General features: G+C 64.2%; 14 protein-coding genes and 1 tRNA gene. 11 read left to right on the plus strand and 4 right to left on the minus strand.

The genetic code is table 11. From position 1 onward, the window contains the following. Positions 1–40: 40 nt before the first annotated feature. From KBZ19_RS11635 to KBZ19_RS11645, 3 genes are all read left to right on the plus strand, one after another. Positions 41–113: transfer RNA gene (locus KBZ19_RS11635), tRNA-Ala, on the plus strand. 727 nt (positions 114–840) lie between these two features. Beyond that, positions 841–2,541, plus strand: coding sequence for a potassium/proton antiporter (locus tag KBZ19_RS11640; protein ID WP_255101048.1), 1,701 nt, complete (start codon positions 841–843; stop codon positions 2,539–2,541). A 333-nt stretch (positions 2,542–2,874) separates the two neighbouring features. Further along, positions 2,875–3,324, plus strand: a complete 450-nt coding sequence (locus KBZ19_RS11645) for a CopD family protein (RefSeq protein ID WP_255101049.1) — start codon at positions 2,875–2,877, stop codon at positions 3,322–3,324. A 294-nt stretch (positions 3,325–3,618) separates the two neighbouring features. Here KBZ19_RS11645 and KBZ19_RS11650 read toward each other — a convergent pair whose 3' ends face one another. Further along, positions 3,619–4,296 carry a DUF2459 domain-containing protein gene (locus KBZ19_RS11650; RefSeq protein ID WP_255101050.1) on the minus strand — a complete coding sequence of 226 codons (678 nt, stop codon included), beginning with the start codon at positions 4,294–4,296 and terminating at the stop codon, positions 3,619–3,621. Positions 4,297–4,667: 371 nt separating this feature from the next. Between KBZ19_RS11650 and KBZ19_RS11655 the strand changes: the two genes are divergently transcribed. After that, on the plus strand, positions 4,668–5,588 hold the full coding sequence (locus KBZ19_RS11655; RefSeq protein ID WP_255101051.1) for a hypothetical protein: 921 nt from the start codon (positions 4,668–4,670) through the stop codon (positions 5,586–5,588). A 27-nt stretch (positions 5,589–5,615) separates the two neighbouring features. Here KBZ19_RS11655 and KBZ19_RS11660 read toward each other — a convergent pair whose 3' ends face one another. Beyond that, on the minus strand, positions 5,616–6,143 hold the full coding sequence (locus KBZ19_RS11660) for a DUF305 domain-containing protein (protein WP_255101052.1): 528 nt from the start codon (positions 6,141–6,143) through the stop codon (positions 5,616–5,618). 425 nt (positions 6,144–6,568) lie between these two features. After that, entirely contained in the window at positions 6,569–8,779 is a 2,211-nt protein-coding gene (locus KBZ19_RS11665; protein ID WP_315856357.1) for a heavy metal translocating P-type ATPase, read from the minus strand. Positions 8,780–9,052: 273 nt separating this feature from the next. Here KBZ19_RS11665 and KBZ19_RS11670 point away from each other — a divergent pair, with 273 nt between their 5' ends. The 3 genes from KBZ19_RS11670 (at position 9,053) to KBZ19_RS11680 (ending at position 11,213) form a co-directional block, all read left to right on the plus strand. Continuing rightward, positions 9,053–10,438, plus strand: coding sequence for a cytochrome P450 (locus tag KBZ19_RS11670; protein ID WP_255101054.1), 1,386 nt, complete (start codon positions 9,053–9,055; stop codon positions 10,436–10,438). A 278-nt stretch (positions 10,439–10,716) separates the two neighbouring features. After that, positions 10,717–10,986: a high light inducible protein gene (locus KBZ19_RS11675; protein WP_255101055.1), complete on the plus strand. Its 270-nt coding sequence runs from the start codon at positions 10,717–10,719 to the stop codon at positions 10,984–10,986. Between the two features lie 44 nt (positions 10,987–11,030). Next, the gene (locus tag KBZ19_RS11680; RefSeq protein WP_094512647.1) at positions 11,031–11,213 is read left to right on the plus strand and encodes a hypothetical protein; all 183 of its coding nucleotides are present in this window, start codon (positions 11,031–11,033) and stop codon (positions 11,211–11,213) included. A 224-nt stretch (positions 11,214–11,437) separates the two neighbouring features. Here KBZ19_RS11680 and KBZ19_RS11685 read toward each other — a convergent pair whose 3' ends face one another. Then, entirely contained in the window at positions 11,438–11,968 is a 531-nt protein-coding gene (locus tag KBZ19_RS11685; RefSeq protein WP_255101056.1) for a TerB family tellurite resistance protein, read from the minus strand. 245 nt (positions 11,969–12,213) lie between these two features. Between KBZ19_RS11685 and KBZ19_RS11690 the strand changes: the two genes are divergently transcribed. The 4 genes from KBZ19_RS11690 to KBZ19_RS11705 all read left to right on the plus strand — a co-directional run bounded on the left by KBZ19_RS11690 (position 12,214) and on the right by KBZ19_RS11705 (position 13,722). Continuing rightward, on the plus strand, positions 12,214–12,498 hold the full coding sequence (locus KBZ19_RS11690) for a hypothetical protein (protein ID WP_255101057.1): 285 nt from the start codon (positions 12,214–12,216) through the stop codon (positions 12,496–12,498). Between the two features lie 45 nt (positions 12,499–12,543). Beyond that, positions 12,544–13,125, plus strand: a complete 582-nt coding sequence (locus KBZ19_RS11695) for a hypothetical protein (protein WP_255101058.1) — start codon at positions 12,544–12,546, stop codon at positions 13,123–13,125. A gap of 26 nt (positions 13,126–13,151) precedes the next feature. Further along, a complete protein-coding gene (locus tag KBZ19_RS11700; protein ID WP_255101059.1) occupies positions 13,152–13,418 on the plus strand; it encodes a hypothetical protein in 267 nt (88 codons plus the stop codon). 148 nt (positions 13,419–13,566) lie between these two features. Continuing rightward, a complete protein-coding gene (locus KBZ19_RS11705) occupies positions 13,567–13,722 on the plus strand; it encodes a hypothetical protein (protein ID WP_255101060.1) in 156 nt (51 codons plus the stop codon). Positions 13,723–16,118: the final 2,396 nt, after the last annotated feature.

Consider the following 16,118-nt stretch of genomic DNA (forward strand, 5'->3'; position numbering starts at 1 on the left):
GCAAAACGGCGGGGCTTTCGAGCATCGGCGTGAGCCCAATGGGGCCATAGCTCAGCTGGTAGAGCACCTGCATGGCATGCAGGGGGTCAGCGGTTCGAATCCGCTTGGCTCCATTCACTTTCTGGATCACCGCCAGACACCCTTGTTGCAGAAATGGGCGCACATCTGCTCCCCATCTCAGCACCATTTTTTTGTGCGCAGAATCCACGGGTGGGTGACCAGATCGTCCTCCTTTCGAGCGGTCGAAAGCCAACGATCGGAACCCATTGCAGCCGGGGGCTGACGACACCCACCAATTCGGACAGCAGCCAACAGGGGTGAGACCACCAGGGCGGGGCGCCACTACTCCTGCCAAGACCGCACACCGATCGCTGGTAGCTCCCCAATCAGCCTGCAGCGCCTGATGGGTCAGCGCCTCGTCGATGCCGTGCCGCTCCAGACCCTTGCAGAGGGAACCGGGCAGTGCTGCCGAGAAGCCTGCCGGCTCACGCCTGAGCAGCTCGTCCATGCGGTTGTGGTTGCGTAAGGCGGCGCTGGACCTGGGCTGGACCCGGGTTGGACGAGGGCCTGAGATCGGCGGCAGCCGCTCAGCGGTCTGTATTGAGGTGCTCTCCATTGACGAAGGTGTGGTGACGAAGGTGTGGGGGAGCGCAGGTGCCTCATCAGCCTGGAGGGTTCCCCTGGCAGTGGCTCGCCCAGCTGGGGTTTGAGCAAGCTGGTGGGTAAACACGAGGGACAGGTCCGTCCATCCCCCCATCCCCTCCTCCATCACCTCGCCCAGGGCTCGGCCATGCATCTGGACCGTCAGCGACCCATGCCGCAGTTGCAGGAGATCAGCGCGTGATCAACGTCTCCATGCTGCTGGTGGGCGTGCTGCTGCTGGTGGGCATTGGCTCCAGCAAATTCTCCGCCCGCCTCGGTGTGCCGGTGCTGGTGCTGTTTCTCGGCGTTGGCATGCTGGCGGGTTCGGAGGGCCTCGGGCGCATCCCCTTCGAGGACTACGCCCTGGCCAGCAACGCCGGCAGCGCGGCGCTGGCTTTGATCCTGTTCGACGGCGGCCTGCGCACGTCCCTGAGCGCGGTGCGATCCGTCTGGCGCCCGGCGTTGGCGCTCTCCACCGTGGGGGTGCTGATCACCTCGCTGCTCACGGGCCTGACAGCCGCCTGGGTGCTGCAACTGCCATTGCTGCAGGGGCTGCTGCTGGGAAGCATCGTCGGCTCCACGGATGCGGCGGCGGTGTTTTCGGTGCTGCGCACCAGCGGGCTGAAGTTGCCAGAGCGCCTCACCGACACCCTTGAAGTGGAAAGCGGGTCGAACGACCCGATGGCCATCTTCCTCACCGTTGGGCTGATCAGCCTGATCACCGGCAGCAGCGATTCCTTCCAGGGTCTGGTGGGGTTGTTTTTCAGCCAGTTCGGCGTGGGCAGCCTGGTGGGCATCGCCGTGGGCCGGCTGGCGGCCTGGGCGGTGAACCGGATCCATCTCCATTACCCGGGCCTCTATCCGCTGCTGGCACTGGCCTTTGGGCTGGTGGCCTTCGGGTTGGCGGCGGTGCTGGGGGGTAGCGGCTTTCTGGCGGTGTACGTCGCCGGCATCGTGCTCGGCAACAGTTCGATCGTGTTCCGGCGCGGCATCTTCTCCTTTCACGATGCGCTGGCCTGGCTGGGCCAGATCGTGCTGTTCGTGATGCTCGGCCTGCTCAGCTTTCCCAGTCGGCTGCTGGCCGTTGCCGGCGAGGGGCTGCTGATCGCCCTGGTGCTGATCCTGTTGGCGCGACCCGTGGCGGTGGTGGTGTCCCTGCTGCCGTTCCGTTTTCGACGGCGCGAGCTCACCTTTCTTTCCTGGGTGGGCCTGAAGGGGGCGGTGCCGATCACCCTGGCCACCTTTCCGCTGCTGGCCGGAGTTCCCCAGAGCCAGCTGATCTTCAATGCGGTGTTTTTTGTGGTGCTGATCTCGGCGATCACCCAGGGCTGGTCGTTGCCGTTGGTGGCGCGCTGGCTGCGCATCGGCCGCCCGGCGGATCCGGCACCGGCCCTGTCGGTGGAGATCCACGCCTTGCGCCATGTCGATGGCGAGATCGTGGATTACACCGTGAAGCCAGGCGCCCAGGTGGCCGGCCAGCACCTGCGTGATCTGGCCCTGCCCGATGGTGTCCTGGTCACGTTGATCCTGCGGGGCAAGCAGGTGGTGATGCCCCGGGGCTCCACGCCCCTGGAGCCAGGCGATCACGTGTTCGTGGCGTTGCGCACCCGGCTGCAACCCCTGATCGATCGGCTGTTCGATCCTCAGCCGGAGCCACCCTCACTGCCCGCGGATCTCTCGCTCAGCTTCAACGCTGCCACCACGGTGGAGCAGCTGCATCGCTTTTTCGGCTTCCCCCTGCCGGCTCCAGGGCCCGCCTCCAGCCCTGGTCAGAGCCTCGCGTCCTTGCTGCAAGATGTCGCCCCCAAGGCAATGACTCGCCTTGGCGTCTTCCGCCTGAAGGCTGGAGCGGACGGTGACTACGTCTCTGTCCGGATGGCCCGCAGCGATCACGACTGACCAGGTGCCTGAAAAGCTTGAATCGGTGGCTGACTGCGCCCTGAAATGTCTACCGCTAGGCGAGAGAGGGCAGGAATTGTCTCTCTGTTGAGCCCTGTTGAGCCTCACGGGGCTGCGATGGAAGGCCCAAAACGTTGGCCAGCAGCCTCCTAAGCGTTGCAATCACAGGTAGGCGGTGATCGGCGGCCGGGGGGTCGCGTTCTCGGCAGGGCGGTTCATCTCTCGGCAGCGTTGTGCATCCCCAGGAACTGCTGCATCGCCACCGCCCCGGGCTGCGCCATGGCCGCCCGTGCCGGAACGCCTTCATCGTGGGAGCAGCCTTGTGGAGCTGTTGTGTCGCCCTTTCCGCTGCTGGTGATCGTTCATGCCCTGGCGGCCACGGTCTGGACCGGTGGCCATCTGGTGCTGGATCTGGGGGTGCTGCCCAAGGCGCTGCGGGAGCGGGAGGCAGCACAGATCCGCGCGTTTGAGGACACGTTCGAGCCGCTGGGGCTCAGCGCTCTTGCCATTCAGGTGGTCACCGGCGCCTGGATGGGCTGGATCTACCTGCCCGGCTTCCGCGGGCTGCTCAACCCGGCGAACCCGATCGGAATGCTCGTGGGGGTGAAACTGCTGCTGCTGGCCGGTACGGCCGCCCTGGCCCTGCACGCCCGGCTGCAGCTGATCCCCACCCTCAACGACGACAATCTCAACGGCCTGGCCTGGCACATCCGCGCCATCACCGCCCTGGCGATCGCCTTCGTGGTGGTGGGCGCCTTGATCCGTCTGCGCGGACTGGGGTGATCAGTGGCTAGGCCGTTGCCGCAGGCTGGTCTTCTGGATTGGCTTGAGCGGCTGGCGAGCGGAGGGCTGGCGGAATTACAGCGTCCAACAGATCTGGTTGGCATAGTGCGGTGCTTTTTCCGCGCTGGATCGAATGCTCCAGCTCTTGTGATGCCTTCAGCATTGGGATAGCTCCTTGATCACCAACACGTAGCCATCACCTTGCCCTCGTGAGCCGTTGGGCATCACAGCAATGATTGACCCACAGCCTTGTGGTCTGGGATTCCAGTAAGCCCGGCCTGCTGGTGCTGGTGCTCAACGCTGCTGAAAGCCCTGCAGATGCGCCGGCACCTGGCGGCTGAACAGCACGCCCAGTGGCGGGGCGGCGAGGCCGGCGTCGCTGAGCCGCTGCAGCGTCCACCAGTTGCAGTTGCGCGTCCAGAGATAGGCGCCGTGGGCGGGGAGGAAACGGGCGGTGCGGCCCGCGGGCAACGGCAGGGGATCGGGCCGGCCGCCGGCGGGGCTGCGGGGGAGCGAACGCTCCAGGCTCGTGAGCAGGGCGTGCAGGGTGGGGGCATCCACCCGGCGTTCATGCACGCGGACGGCTCCCTTCAGCAGCGGCGGATCGGGGTGGCCAGCGAGGAACAGCGCCGCCTCAGTGGGCAGGAACAGAGCGGCCGCCACCGCCTGGGGGCGGCGATCGCCGGCGGCGTAGTAGCGCCGGTCACCCCAGGCGATCTCCAGGAAGGGAGCCGCCTCAGCGCCGGGAGGGCCAAGCCGCCAGCCCGGTGGCTGCTCCACCACGATCGCGGAGTGCAGCCCCCAGTCGGCCACCAGCACCGCATAGCTGCCGGGCGGCGGCAGGGGCAGCGGCGCCGCCAAGCGGGCGCGGGGTTCGGACTGCACCGCAGCGTCCAGCAGCGGCCAACCCACCAGCGCCAGCAGGATCAGGAGTTCGATGCCACCCTCACCGAAACGGACCCCGGCCGACAACGGAATGCAGCCCCGCCCCGCGCAGCGCAGCCTTGTGCCTTGGGCTGGCCGGAGATGCCGGATCGAAGCCGCAGCAGCAACAGTGGCGTCAGGGCAGCCGCCTGGAGGGACGGCGTCACGGACGTGCGCGGATGCTGTTCCTGAAACCTGGAGGCAGGCAGCGCTCAAGCTGGGGTGCTGAGGGGAAGCCTAGGCATCGGTTCCGGCGGAATGGTCAGGCCTGCAGGGGATGGATTGCACGCAACGGTGAGGCCATCCCGGCCGAATCGTGCGCCAGATCATGCTCGTGAACCACAGGGAAGGAAACGACAGGCCGTTGGCCCCAGCAGAGCAAAACACCAGTGAAAATGAAGGTCAATCGATGCCGGGCGATGGCCGATCTTTCCACCTTCACCCAGGCGGGACTGGCCGCCGGTGCCGCCGCCACCGAGCAGCTGCGTCATGGCCTGTCTCGCAGCAGCAAGGTGCTGGCCATGGCGAGCGGCGCGGTTGCTGCGTCATTGAGTGAGCTCCACAACATCGCCGTCGATCCCCAGCTGATCAGCCGGATCAGCTCCGCCACCACCAATCACGGCGTGGCAGCGGCGGATCTGCTGGCCAGGTTGCCAGGCGAACTGGAGCACTACGGCACCGCTGCCGTCGACGCGTTCCTCAAAGGCGGTGATGCCCTCGGCAAGCACTGGTCTCACCTGGAGAGCCAGGCCAATGCGCCCCACCGGGCGGCGGAGGCCGCCAATGCCATCTGGGAGGACGGCACGGTCAACATCGCCCGGGGCAGCGCCAACATGACCGGGCTGGAGCGCCTTCGCGCCAGCGGCGACAACCATCTCGATGGTCTGATCGCCGCAGCTCAGACGCCGGAGTTCTGGCAGCGCACCCTCGGCAATGCCGTCGAGGCAGGCGCCTATTCAGCGGCGATCGCCGCCCTGGATCAACTGCTGGTGCACCGCGATGAACTGATCAATGGCAGCGCAGCGGCGCGTCAGGAGCGGCTGCTGCAGATCCTGCAGAACAGCGGCCTGGTGGCGGCAGGCGCCCTGCCGATGTCGGTGGTGCTGGCGGTGGCGCTGATGCTGGTGCCAGGCCTGGCCGTGGTGATGGGCCCTCTGGGGGTGATCGGCAGCGCCGGTCTGGGCCTGCGGCTGCTCCATTCAGCCGTACGCCATCCCAGCCGCCAGGAGCAACAAGCCGTGCAGCAACTGCAGGGGCTGATGCAGCAACAGCTCTACGCCCTGCAACGCGACAGCGACGGCCATCTGACCATCACTGTGAAGGCTCAGCCCGCTGGCTGAACACTGCCCTCACTCTCACTGGGGGAGTCAGGGTGAGCCATACCAACTCCTGTACCACTGCCTCATCTGCTCAATCTCCTGGCTCTGGGCCTTCACCATGGCCTGCTGCAGCAGGCGCAGCTCCTGGTGCTGACTGTTGGCCTGGGCCATCGTTGCCATTCGCACGCCCATCTGGTGGTGGGGAATCATCTGCTCGATGAAGGCACGATCAAAGTCCGGGGCTTTGCTCAGGGCGGTGAGATCCGTGCCCCCGCCCATCTGCCCCATCCCCATGCCGCCGCCTGCGCCCCCGGTCCTGCCCAGGCCTGTGCCCTGGTTCCAGTTGGGCACGGGTTGGCCGAACCACTGCCGGTACCAGGTACGCATCTGAGCGTTCTCGCTCGTCTGGCTGTTCTTGATGCTCCTGGCCAGCTCTTTGATCTCGGGCCGTTTGGCTCGGGTGAGGGCAAGATCGGCCATGGCGATCGCACCGTCGTGGTGAGGAATCATCATCACGATGAAGTGTTGATCCATCGACTGGGCGCCCATCCGGCCCATCCCCCCCGGACCTCCCATTCCTGCTCCCGACCCTGGCGCCGGTGAGCTGGAAGGTGCTGGAGGCTGGGACAACGCTGGAACTCCCAGCATCAGAACGAACGCCCCCAGCCCTGCTGTGGCAGTGCATCGGAACACCACGTCCCATCGGAACGCGATCGGATGGAAGCGGCCGTCTACGAGTCGGTGCCTCTTCATCAGCTCTTCTCCATCGCATCTGCCTCTGCTCAGCATGGAGACGCTGTGAAAAGTTGGCCGCGGCTGCGGGTCATTGCTTCATCGGATCGGTGCCCGTTGGATCGGTATCCGTTCGTTCGGTGTCTGTTTGATCCGTCGGGCTCCAGGTCGTCGGAATCACACTGTCCAACCACTGCGACCCGCGAAGGCTTCAGTGTTCACGCCAACGGCTGCCACGGCCGGATGTGCACGGACGGCATGCACACCGATCAAGCCACCCGAAAACGTCGCAGCAAGGAGGAATTGACGATCACCGACAGCGAACTCAGGGCCATGGCCGCACCGGCGATCATCGGATTGAGCCAACCGAAGGCGGCGATCGGGATGCCGATCCCGTTATAGATAAATGCCCAGAACAGGTTCTGGCGGATCTTGCGCATCGTCGCCCGCGACAGTCCGATGGCCGTTACCACCTGCCGCACATCGTTGCCGATCAGGATGATGTCGCCAGCTTCTTTGGCCACATCCGAACCGGAGCCGATGGCGATGCCGACATCGGCAGTGGCCAGGGCCGGGGCGTCATTGACGCCATCCCCCACCATCGCCACCTTCTGCCCCGTGAGCTGCAGCGACTTGATCGTTCCAGCCTTCTCGGCGGGCCGCACTTCGGCGATCACCTCGCTGATGCCCAGCTGCGCGGCAATGGCCTCCGCGGTGGTGCGGGAATCGCCGCTCAGCAGGATCACCCGCACGCCACGGCGACGCAGCTGGGCCACAGCCTGCTCGGCTTCGGGCCGGACCGTGTCTGCGACGGCCAGCAGACCAAGCAGGCGCGTCGCCCTTCCCAGCAGCATCGAGGTGCGGCCACCGAGCTCAAGGTCGCCCAGTTGTTGTTGCAGGTCTTCCGGCAGATCGCCGATGAAGCGAGCGGCCAGGTGCCGGTTCCCCAGCCAGACCGGCTCTCCCCCCTGCATGGCGGTGAGGCCTTCGCCGACCCGGGCCTCGAAGTGGTCGATCGGCAGCAGATCGACGGCGTGCGTTGCCACCGCCGCGCCGATGGCCCCGGCCAGGGGATGCTCCGAGCCATGCTCCAGTGACCCTGCCAGTTGCAGCACGTCCCGCTCCGAACTGCCCGGCAGGGCGATCAGATCCGTGAGGATCGGCCGGCCCTGCGTGAGCGTGCCCGTCTTGTCGAAGACCACGGTGGTGAGCTGCTCGGCCCGCTCCAGCACGGCGCCGCTGCGGATCAGGATGCCCTGCTCGGCGGCCTTGCCCACTCCCACCATCAGCGCCGCCGGGGTGGCGATGCCGAGGGCACAAGGGCAGGAGATCACCAGCACGGCAATGAAGGCCAGCAGTCCGCTGCTGAACTGGCCGGCCAGTGTCCAGATCGCAAATGCCGCGACGGCGATCAACACCACGGCAGGCACGAACCAGCCGGTGACCTGATCCGCCAGGCGCTGCACGCTGGCACTGCTGGCCTGGGCCTCTTCCACCAGGTGCACGATCTGGGCCAGGGCGGTGGCGGATCCCACCCGGGTGGCGCGAAAACGCAGCACCCCCCGGCCATTCACGGTGCCGCCGATCAGCCCGGCGCCCACCAGCTTGGCCACCGGCAGGGATTCACCGGTGAGCAACGACTCATCCACCGAGCTGCTGCCTGCGGTCACGACCCCATCGGCGGGAATCTTCTCGCCCGGGCGCACCAGCACCTGCTCATCAATGGCGATGGTGTCGGCAGGAACGGTCAGCTCCATGCCGTCCCGGATCACCGTGGCGGTGGCGGGCTGGAGATCGAGCAGCTTCCGCACCGCAGCCGAGGAGCGTTGCTTGATGCTTTCCTCCATGAACTTGCCCAGCAGCACAAAGGCAATCACCACCGCCGATACTTCGAAATAGACGTCGCGATCACTCACACCGACCGGCAGCCAGGTGGGCGCGAACACCACCACCACGCTGTAGAAGTAGGCCACGGAGGTGCCGAGGGCGATCAGCACGTCCATGTTGAGGGCGCGGCGCTTCAGGGCTGCCCAGGCGCCGGCATAGAACGACCAGCCGCCGATGAATTGCACCGGAGTGGCGAGCACGAACAACCACCTCCCCCAGCTCATCCAGGGCAGAGCCGGCAACGGCACCCACGCCATCAAACTGATGCCTGCCGCCAGAGCAAGGAACGCCCCGGCCCGCAACAACGCCAGCGCCAACACCCCGCCGATCACTAAGCCGACGCGGCGACGCAGGACGCGCAATTCGCGGTCGGGATTGCGGAACGTCTGCAGACAACTCTGGCTGCAGAAGTAGTAGCTGCGGCCACTTCTCTGCGCCGAAAGAGCTGTGGCCTTCGGTACAACCATCCCGCAGATCGGATCTTTGGCCATTACACCCGCTTCACCACCGATCGCGGGCAGGTGGCGGTTGTCTTGGTTGTGGTGCGGCCCGGGTGGATCGCTGGGTTGTGGCCTGAGCGTTGGCGAGTTCATCCTGGCCGCTTCAGATCCGTGGGGATGGCTATGGGTGGTCTAGGCACGATGTCGCGCAACGACCAACCCCGGCATCGCCTTGGCGGTGCGAAAAACTCAGCCGTTGCATAGCCACCTGCAGCGGATGTGCAGCAGCAGGATCAGGCGATTCCGCCCTCAATCGAAGCAGGGGCTGAGGCCCAACGGGTGTGGCCGCCCTGGAGCTGGCAGGCATGATGGCGTCGCGCCGCATTCAGCTGACTGCCAGCCTGGGCGCCGCTTGGATCCGGTTGCTTGCCCCTCGATTCCGCCACCCTTCAGCCCCTGCCGTGCACGCCAGCCGTGAGCGGCGTGCTCGAAACCCTCGCCTTTTTCCGTGATGCCGATTTCGCCCGTAAGCGCTTCGAGCGCTACGGGGATGTGTACGAAACCAGCCTGCTGGGACAGCGCACCGTGTTCATCCGCGGCGACCAGGCGATCAGCGATCTGTTCGCCCAGGGTGACGCGGTCCAGGGCTGGTGGCCGGACAGTGTGCGGGAGCTGCTGGGGCCGTTGTCGCTGGCCAATTGCAATGGTGCGGATCACAAGGCCCGCCGACGGGTGGTGGGGCAGCTGTTCGCTGCCGCTGCCCTGAAGCGCTACAGCCCGGCGATCGTGGCGCAGGTGGAGGTGCTCCACCAGGACCTGCTGGGTGCCCAAGCGCCGCTGGCCCTGGTGCCGCAGCTGCGGCGCTTCGCCTTCAGCGTGATCGCCAGCACCGTGCTGGGGCTCGATGCGGTCGATCGCGAGGCCCTGTTCGTGGATTTCGAGATCTGGTGCCAGGGCCTCTTCTCCCTGCCGTTCGCCCTGCCCGGCAGCCCGTTCGCCCGCGCCCGTCAGGCCCGCAGGCGCCTGTTGCAACGCCTGGGCGCCGTGCTTCAGAACGCCCAGGCCGCCGCCGCTGCCGGAGCGCCCCTCAGCGCCGGCGGTCTCGATCTGCTGGCTGGAGACCTTGATGAAGCCGGCCTCCCCCTCGCCGACGTCGATGTGGCAGAGCAGTTGCTGCTGCTGCTGTTCGCCGGCTACGAAACCACCGCCTCCGCGCTCAGCTGCCTGCTGCTCACCCTGCTGCAGCATCCCGCTGAGCTGGCCTGGCTGCGGGAGGAACTCGACGGCTTGCCCTGGCCACCGGCAGAAGGAGTGGCCGTGAGCGCCTACGACGCCGTGCGGGCGCCGCGGCTGGAGGCGGTGGTGAAGGAGGTGATGCGGCTGACGCCGCCGGTGGGGGGCTTCTTTCGCCGCACCCGGGAGCCGATCGCCCTGGCGGGTGTGCTGGTGCCGGCGGAGCGGGTGGTGCAGGTGAGCATCAGTTCCAGCCAGCGCCACGGCGCTGACCCCGAGGACCTGGCGGCCTTTCGGCCCCAGCGGCATCTGGAGGGGGCGGAACCGGTGACCCTGCTGCCCTTCGGCGGCGGTGAACGGGTGTGCCTGGGCAAGGCGCTGGCGGAACTGGAGATCCGGCTGCTGGCGGTGGGGCTGCTCAAGCAGCTGAGCCTTGCGCTGGAGCCCGATCAGGACCTCACCCTCGTGGTGATCCCAAGCCCCACCCCGAAGCAGGGCCTGCGGGTGCGCGCCAGCCGCCGGGGAGCGGCAGGCCAGGCCATGGCGGGGCCCCCATCCACTGCCGACGCGCAGTCCTGAGGAGCAACGTCCCCGGAAAGGGCACCGCGGCAGAACAGGCGGAGGAGGTCGGCGGAAGGGGTGGGCGCAGCAGGATTTCGGCCGGCTGGGCACCCGCTCTGGTTCCGCAAGGCCGCCCGGGCGCAAAGGAGCTGGCGGAGCAACCCGCAGGGCCCATGCAAAACAACCAGCAGCGCCCTTGAGGTACAACCTGCGGGGCCCCATCGCCGCCCAGAAGCGACATCTGTTCAAAATCCGAAACAGTCTGTTACAGTTCTCTCATCCCAAGCGAGAGCCCCATGGCCCAAGCCACCGCCACCGCCCCCAGCGCCCTTGACCGCGCCACCATTCGCGGCGCCACCGTCACCACCGAAGACGGCGGCCGCCTCAATGCCTTCGCCACCGAGCCCCGCATGGAAGTGGTGAGCGCCGAGAGCGGCTGGGGCTTCCATGAGCGCGCCGAGAAGCTCAACGGCCGTATGGCCATGCTCGGCTTCATCGCCCTGCTCGCCACTGAATTCGCCCTCGGCGGTGAGGCCTTCACCCGCGGCCTGCTCGGCATCGGCTGAACCCATTGCCCCGATCAGCTCCTCCCCCTCCAACAGGCATCGCCATGAGCCAGTCCCTTTCGGTCAGCAGAGAGTTCTTCGTGGAAGCCCACTCCCGTGCCATCGACAACTGCACGGAGTTGGAAGACCTGCGCAAGGTGTCCAAAACGCTCCTGAGGGCCTGGCAGATCCAGGCCATGTTCAGCGAGCAGTACGGCGCCCAGGCGCTCGGCATCAAGCGGCCCTGAGCGTCCCACGTCACTGGGCTGGCACTCCTGTACCAAACGCTGTACAGGAGTGCCTTTGCCGTAGATCTCTCTGGCAAGGCTCTCCCTGGAACTGCAGAGGAGATGCTGACCCTTACGGATCGACTTGCCTGCCTGTCCATTGCCGAACGAAGGACCTGCTGCACCTTCGCTTCGCCCTCTGGGTCTTGGGGGTGCAGGTCCATCCCGCCACCTGGCCAAGCTGCTCAGGGGCGCGTTGCGCCTGGCGGCTCCAGCTGGTCGTTGTCTGCCCAGGCCCCCAGGCCTCGAAAGCGGTTGGCAAGGAAGGCGAGTAGGCCGGGCGGCTGGGCCAGCTCCTGCTCCGCCGCCCATTCGGCTTCGAGAATCTCTCGGTCGTCGATCTTCAGACCCTCAACCAGCCGCCGGTACGCCAACTTCTCATCGGTATTGATGCTCGAGGTGTCTTCCGGTCGCCGACTGATGCGAAGCACCTGATACGCAAGCTTCACGGCCAGCCGCCGGTCATCGGCCGTGGTGATCCTTGGCAGAAGCGTCTCGAGTGCCTCCGGTCCCAGCGCCTCGGCCGCAAGGGCATCCACAGCGGTGGAAGCGGCTTCTGGGCCGGCATCTGCCGCTGCCGTGCGCTCCGCCAGCTTCTTGAGCAGCCTTCGCTCCTGCTCAGACATCTCCCCATCGGACCAGGCGACACAGCAGAGGATGCGTAGCAGATCGAGGTCGCCGGCCGGCTGTTCTGCGCTGAGATCCGGCATGGTCATGGCGCCCAGGATGAGTATCGATCCCATTGTGAGGCTCCGGCGCCCACTGCGGCCTACCGCTAACCCGTTACCCAAAGCCACGCCCAGCGCGGCGGCAAGCGCAGTCTCCGGGGAATCGGTAGAAGCGTCAGTGATGTCCAAGGCCTTTGGTCCAGGGCTCATGCCCGAGCGGGTCCTTCAGTGAGCTGCCAGATCTTGAACCTGAAGATCAATCAGCGGCACGCCTCCATACGGATTGAACCGTCGTGACTTCCTGCACCTTCTCCCAGGTGAATCAGGGCGTGCTGCTGACGATCCTTGATCCCACCGGGAACGGCCGCACCATCCATCATGTCGAGCGAAGCGGCTTAACACGCCAGCCTGATGCGTTCGTGGCCCTGCCCGATGCTGAGATGGCGCAAGGGATGTTTTGCCTGGATGAGTGTCAGCCCCAAGGTTTCTTCACAGCCTCTTCATCATCTCTTCGAAGCCGCACGTCGCCGCTTGCTGCTACTGCGCACCGCAAGTGCGTATCCTGCCCATGTTCCTGAAGATTGTCTTCGGGCCTTTCCCGTTGAGATTCCCGCATAAGTGGCATGCGCAACCTTCGTGGCTTGATTCGATTGACAGCTGTATTGATGATGACTGTGCCGATCGCCTCGCATGCGGCAGGTGGGCCGCCAGCTTCTCCGTTGACGATGAAGTTTGCTGATCAGACTTATCTCCTTCGATGGTCGTCAAAACATCAGCATGAGTTCACTCCATCTGATCAGACTGACCTCAGTCGCTGGACGGACATGATAACCATCAACACGTACCCAGGTGTCAGCGATGGGGATGGGCTGGCCAATGTTGCCAATAGGGTGCTCGATAACTACAAGCAGAACAAGGCCGTGGTGGTTCGCACTTTATCGGTTCCCCGCACTGCCGTGAAGCCCACAGAACATCTGATCGTCGTTCTTTTCCCTGTTCGTAACTTTATCGAGGCTGTCTTTGCGCGATTCAGGCTGGCAGATGGTCGTGGCACTGCGGTGATCTACAGCCATCGCATCTATGGGCAAAAAGTGGGAGATACCACGGCGGCCTGGATGAAGTCCAATGGAGCCACCATTGAGCGTCGCTTGATGGCTCTCCATGAGGTTCCCTCCCACCGCATCCTGGAGCCGGCCAGCCGGTGACCGGGAGCCTCTCTGCACCATGGTGGGTGGAGATCAGCGACAACGGGCGTAGCGGGGTTGTCGTCTACCACGAAGGGATCAACACCATCTCCTGTTACTGGGAGTTCTGCGGTGGCGACACCGTTGCATCCATCTTGATCGGCGACATCAGTGAATGGAACACCTGCTATCCATGGGCGGTCGGGCGGAGAATGGACCTTCTCATGCGCATCGCCGCAGAGGTGGTGCGCCAGAAGGCTCCCACCTGCAGCGCCTTGATTGAGGATCAGCTGGGCTTCATCAGCATCAAGTAGCTCCCGGAGTGCAATGCAAAACCTTGGTTGATGTCTGACCCGATGTCACCGCCATGCGACACCGGCCAGGGAGAACGGCATGTTCAGACACGTCTGCAGGCTCGTGTTGCGTCGATCGTCATGACGCGAATCAGGTCCCCCCTGATCAGTGCAGAACACTGTTGGGACGCGCACAATTGATCACCGCCTGCGCAGCATGGTGACGACGTCTTTCCCTGGCATCGGCTTTGCCGATGAAGTGAATGAACTGATGCATGCGGGCGCTTCAGCGTTGTCAGCGAGTGGCGATCCGCTTGATGAGTGAGCACGACGCTGTGGATGGCACAGTGCTGGGAGTGGCTTCTGGCCCCTCTGAGCCGAACTGCCCAAGTGTGCGTGCCCGCCGGGTGGCTTCCCTTCCCAGCAGCGACATGATCACCTCCTGGCATGAACAGCATGGTGGCGACTCAAAGCAGCCCCGATGCCATCTCCGGCGATGTGCTCGCCTGCAACCCTTGCTAACGGTTCGATTCAGTAGCGACGGCTCTCCCTGGCTCAAGCAAAGAACATCCCGCCATCTTCGGCTTGGATGATGTGGCGCATCCAGATCCCATACCAATAACTGACCTTTGTGATCGGCCTCGGATTTTGACGGAAGAATAGAGCTTAACAATACGATGACCCAGCGAAGCAATAGCGGAGATAGCCATATGCAAGAGAAGCTGCCATGAAGATGTAAATTCCGCTCATCGTCCAGGCAAAGAATCTGGGTTTCATTCTCATTGCCCATCGGTATCCAAATGTGCTTGCAGTCAGTCCGCCAATTAGCCCTCCCAAGGCAATGAAAGCCAGGCTTACCAGTACTGACAATGATCCCAGCCCTCCCCCCGCTCCCCATGACTCCAGGGAGCCAGGGGTGCAAATCAGTGGGCTGCTGCAAGCCAGGATGCAGCCTAAAAACGCGCCCCTTATGCTCACTGCGAATGTGCTTGGAATTGATCGCCGAAGTGCCCCAGTGACAACACCAATAGCAACACCCAAAATCGCTCCCAGAACACCACTGAGAAGCGTATGAGTGAATAGCCGCGACAAAACAAAGGCAAGCATTTCATTGCCCCCAGGACTTGCGAAGAGAATGGATGCTTGGAAATGAAAAATTAGCTGCAGCCGCAATCATCTCTGCCATAGAATCCAGTCGCACTTGTGACAATCGACATTTCTCGTTTCTGCCGAGATCTGCATCATGTCGCAACCAGCCCTCCGCTTGAAGCCATAAAGTCGTGTCCTCAAATGATAATGGCTTCAGGCGCCTGACCTCGTCGGTGGGGGGCTTTTCGCCGCATCCGGGAGCCCATTGCCTTGGAGCCCTTTGGCGGCATTGAACGTGTGTGCGTGGGCAAGGCGCAGGTGGAGCTGGCACTCCGGCTCTGGGATGCCCTGTGCAGGCTGCTGAGCTTTGCGTTGGAGCCTGATCAAGATCCCACGCTCGTGGTTGTCCCAAGCCCCTCCCCGAAGCATGGGCTGCTGCTGCACCAGGCGGCTGCGAGCCTCAACATTGATCGGTACCTGTTGTTCTGTTCGGCGGTGAGGCCTTCATCCGCGGCCTGCTGGGCATCAGTTGACTTCACTACCGAGAGTTGTTCATCGCACTCCAGCAGGTATTCCGGTTGGGCCATCTCTTTCGGTCAGCAGAGAGTTCTTGTCGAATCCCCTCCTGCGCGATTGACAGCCGCACGTAGCTTGAGGACCTCCGCAACGTATCCAAATCGCTGCCCACCATGGCTTGGCAGATTCAGCTCATGTTCAGCGGCCAGTGCTGCGCTCGGGTCTCGCAATCAAGCGCCCCTAAGCGCCTCGAACAATGTGGTGCGTTCTTGTGCCGGCTCTGTGGTTGAGTGCCTTCGCTGCAGGCATCCCCGAAAAGGTGCTCCTTGGGTCTGTATGGGAGGTGTGGCTTGATGAGATCTGACTCATTCGGGTTGCACCAGGCGGATAGCTCTACTTCAGGCCTTCGATGGTGGTTCGAGCTCAACTTCGATTCGAGTTGAGATGGTCTTCCTGGAAATGAACAAGATGAGTAAGCCCCTGAGTTGGTTGGTCTCCAGGCTTCGTGTCAACAAGCTGAGTGTGCCGCGCGAAACCAGATAAGGATTGGGAGAGAGGGCTGTCCAGTTCTTGGGGAGATCCAGTTAGGCGTTGAGGCTCACAACAAGCTCAAGTGGCTGATGAGGACGTTGACCAGCGCCCTCCGCAGTGGTCCGATCGTCATTGCCAAGTGTTCTGCAACAGCACTCTGATTCCAGCACGGCAGCTGAAGTTATACGCTGACTACTTCACCTGGGCAGGCGTGGCCTTAGGCCTTCTCTTGTTTGTTTCCGTCAGGAGGAAGGTGTTGATCTTGGTCGGCTCTGCGGGAGGTGAATTGTGGGACAGGATCTACGAACATTGTTGACCGTCGGGCCATGGTAGATTGGTGCGGCCGAATTGCCAACGGATCGTCCTGCTACTACCAGCGGATGGCGAGCAACCAGATCTCATCGACCGAGTTGACATGACCATCAAGCTCTCGGTGGAGTTTGCCGAATGGATTCATCAAGTGATCACGCCGTAGCTGTTGCTTCTGCTCATCGGCATGAATGGACTGATCAGTTCAAGACCTCAGCGCGATGGGCTGGATCACAGTGGGAGCTGGTGGCGATCACCACAGGGGGCGCAGGGCGC

This window comes from Synechococcus sp. L2F (genome assembly GCF_024345695.1).
In the GTDB taxonomy this organism is placed as follows: Bacteria; Cyanobacteriota; Cyanobacteriia; order PCC-6307; family Cyanobiaceae; genus MW101C3.

Excerpts from the sequence above, each read along its gene's own strand:
- KBZ19_RS11655 (WP_255101051.1), top strand. The coding sequence starts at position 4,668 with ATGGCCGATCTTTCCACCTTCACCCAGGCGGGACTGGCCGCCGGTGCC.
- KBZ19_RS11660 (WP_255101052.1), bottom strand. The coding sequence starts at position 6,143 with ATGGGAGGTCCGGGGGGGATGGGCCGGATGGGCGCCCAGTCGATGGAT.
- KBZ19_RS11665 (WP_315856357.1), bottom strand. The coding sequence starts at position 8,779 with ATGAACTCGCCAACGCTCAGGCCACAACCCAGCGATCCACCCGGGCCG.
- KBZ19_RS11675 (WP_255101055.1), top strand. The coding sequence starts at position 10,717 with ATGGCCCAAGCCACCGCCACCGCCCCCAGCGCCCTTGACCGCGCCACC.
- KBZ19_RS11680 (WP_094512647.1), top strand. The coding sequence starts at position 11,031 with ATGAGCCAGTCCCTTTCGGTCAGCAGAGAGTTCTTCGTGGAAGCCCAC.
- KBZ19_RS11685 (WP_255101056.1), bottom strand. The coding sequence starts at position 11,968 with ATGACCATGCCGGATCTCAGCGCAGAACAGCCGGCCGGCGACCTCGAT.
- KBZ19_RS11695 (WP_255101058.1), top strand. The coding sequence starts at position 12,544 with ATGCGCAACCTTCGTGGCTTGATTCGATTGACAGCTGTATTGATGATG.